The organism is Marivita sp. (assembly GCF_051251565.1).
Lineage (GTDB): Bacteria > Pseudomonadota > Alphaproteobacteria > Rhodobacterales > Rhodobacteraceae > Marivita.
Map to the genome: position 1 here is coordinate 1 of NZ_JBPOFB010000053.1, position 2,846 is coordinate 2,846.

Here is a 2,846-nt window from a genome sequence, read left to right on the forward strand (position 1 = left end):
GGCAACAGCTTTGACGCCTATATCTTCAACGTCCGCTCCAAACCCGAAGACGTCTACAAATTCGCGCTTGGTGAAACGGTAACCCACCCATCGGGTTTTGAGATTGAGATTGATGGGCCGCCCCTCGATTTCGTCGCGGCGACCGATCACGGCGCATATATGGGCATCCTGCCGGAAATGAACACGCCGGGCACCGATCTCAACAAGCTGGATATGGCGCAGGAAATGTTCTCTGATGACCCAGAGTTAATCGCTGCGGCTTTCGACAGAGTTGGTATGAGCGTACGCAGCGGAGAGCCGCTTCCCGGCGCGCTTGATCTGGACATTGTATCGCGCACATGGCGATCTGCGGTCGATGCGGCGAATGAGTATTACGACCCCGGCACGCTGACGACCTTTGCCGCCTATGAATACACCGCAGTGGTCTCGCGCGGTGACGAGGACGGGTTTGGCGGCGGCAATTTGCACCGCAATGTCGTGTTCGAAGGCAGTGCGCCGGATATGCCGTTTTCTACTCTAGATTCAGTCAATCCCGAAGACTTGTGGGATTGGATGGATACCCAGCGCGAGGCGGGGCATGAAGTGCTCGCGATCCCGCACAATTCCAACGTGTCTGACGGCAAGATGTTCGACAGTGTCACCTATGACGGCAGCCCGCTGACCGATGCCTATGCGCAGCAGCGCATTCGCAACGAACCGATTGTTGAAATGACGCAGGTCAAAGGCACATCGGAAACGCATCCGGCGCTTTCGCCCAATGACGAACTGGCGAATTTCGAGATTTACGAACTGCTTTTGGGTTCGACCATCCGTTCGCAGATTACTGGCGGCTTCGTGCGCGAGGCACTGGCCAATGGGCTGGCGATTGAGCGTGATGTTGGCACCAACCCGTATCAATTCGGGATGATCGGCGCGTCTGATACGCACGTGGCGGGCGGCTCCTTCACCGAAGAAAACTATTGGTCGAAGGTTGGCATTGTCGATGGAACGCCCGAACGTCGGGGCTCTATTCCGCCCGGCGGCGCGCGGACATGGGAAGGCATTGATCGGGTTCCGAACGCCGAAAACTGGTTCTCCAAGTGGGGCGCCTCTGGCCTTGCCGGGGTTTGGGCAGAGGAAAACACGCGCGAATCTATCTTTGCTGCAATGGCGCGGCGTGAAACCTTCGCCACCACTGGACCGCGTATGAAAGTGCGCATGTTTGCCGGTGATTACGAAGACAGCATTCTCGGATCTGCTGACCTTCTCTCGCTCGCCTATGCAGGCGGTGTGCCGATGGGCGGCAATCTGCCCGCGCGCAGCGAAGCGCCTGACATTCTGGTCTGGGCCATGCGCGATCCGGCCAGCGTGCCGCTTGCCAAGGTGCAGATCGTCAAGGTCTGGCACGATGGCGAAGCGCAAGAACGCATCTGGGATGTCGCTTGCTCTGATGGCAATGCTCCGGATGCAGAAACCCGCCGCTGCGCAGACAATGGTGCCAGCGTGGATGTTTCCACCTGCGAGGCGAGCACAGGGCAAGGCGCGCCTGAACTGAAAGCTGTATGGCGCGATCCGGAATTTGATGCCGAACAATCGGCCGCCTATTACGTTCGCGTGATCGAAAATCCGACCTGCCGCTGGTCAACCTGGGACGCGATCCGCAACGGAACTCCGCCGCATCCCGACCTGCCGCAAACCATCCGCGAACGGGCCTACACCTCGCCTATCTGGTATGACGCTGGCTAGTGGCCAAGGAAAGTAAGTCAGGCTGGCGGCACTGGATCCGCGAGCCATTCGTCCATTTCGCAATCCTCGGCGCGCTGCTGTTTGTCGGCCATGCGCTCTGGCAATCGGCGCGCGATTATGAGGCAAATACGATTCTTGTCGATCCAGCAGAAATGGAACGACGCGCGATCCTGTTTGCGGGCGAGAACCAGCGCAATCCGACAGAGGAAGAGCTGCAATTGCTGCTCTATGATTTTGTGCAGGAAGAGGCTTTGGTGCGCGAGGCAGAGCGGCTTGGCCTTGATGAAGGCGACACGATTATCCGCCGCAGACTGGCGCAAAAAGTGCGCTTTACACTGGAGGATAATGTCGAGATCGAAGCGCCTGACGAGGCGACCTTGTGCGCCTATTTCGATGAAAACCCCCAGCGTTTCTCGCAGCCGCCCCGGCGCAGCTTTTCGCACATATTCATAACTCCCGGCGAATTGTCGGACACGCAATTGCGCAGCAAGGCCGATGCGCTGAAAGCTCAGGCAAATGCGGGAAACTGGGAAAGCCTTGGCGATCCGTTTCTGCTCAACCGCCAATATGAGCGAGCAAGCCTGCCCGATGTCGGACGCAGTTTTGGCCCTGCCTTTGCGCGCGCACTGTTTTCCGCCGAAGTTGGTGGCGGCGCGTTCCAAGGCCCCTTCCCCTCCTCCTTCGGCCTGCACCTTGTCCGCGTGGATGGCGAAGAAGCAATGGTCGTGCCCCAATGCAGCGACATCTTGACCGAGCTAGAAAGCGAATGGCGGGGGGATCAACGCGAACAATCCAACGCCTTGGCTATCCGGGCGATCATCGATCAATATGAGGTGGTGGTCGCGGAATGATCCGCTGGCTCGCGATCTTGTGCGCGGCTGCGATGGCGGCCTTTGCCATATTGCCACAATCCGCGTCCGCGCACGAGGTGCGCCCGGCTTACTTGTCTGCACAGGAAACTGCGCCGGATGAGTGGAGGATTACATGGAAACAGCCTGTGCTCGAAGGCAAACGGTTGAGGATTGCACCGCAATTTGCCGGTGTCAGTAGCCCCGATAGCGAGCCAGTCCCCTGCGAATGGACGGTCGAAACACGCGAAAACCTCTCCGCGACCACGATAG

The 2,846-nt window shown here is 58.7% G+C and carries 2 protein-coding genes and 1 pseudogene; all 3 read left to right on the forward strand.

Going from position 1 to position 2,846, the window contains the following annotated elements:
- The coding region (locus ACSHXH_RS19170) for a DUF3604 domain-containing protein (protein WP_435673403.1) at positions 1 to 1,725 on the forward strand (1,725 nt) is incomplete at its 5' end.
- Complete coding sequence (locus ACSHXH_RS19175) at positions 1,725 to 2,576, forward strand: peptidyl-prolyl cis-trans isomerase (protein WP_435673404.1); 852 nt, start codon at positions 1,725 to 1,727, stop codon at positions 2,574 to 2,576. The genes ACSHXH_RS19170 and ACSHXH_RS19175, both read left to right, overlap by 1 nt.
- Positions 2,573 to 2,846: pseudogene (locus ACSHXH_RS19180) on the forward strand (hypothetical protein); the annotation flags it as partial. The gene ACSHXH_RS19175 and the pseudogene ACSHXH_RS19180, both read left to right, overlap by 4 nt.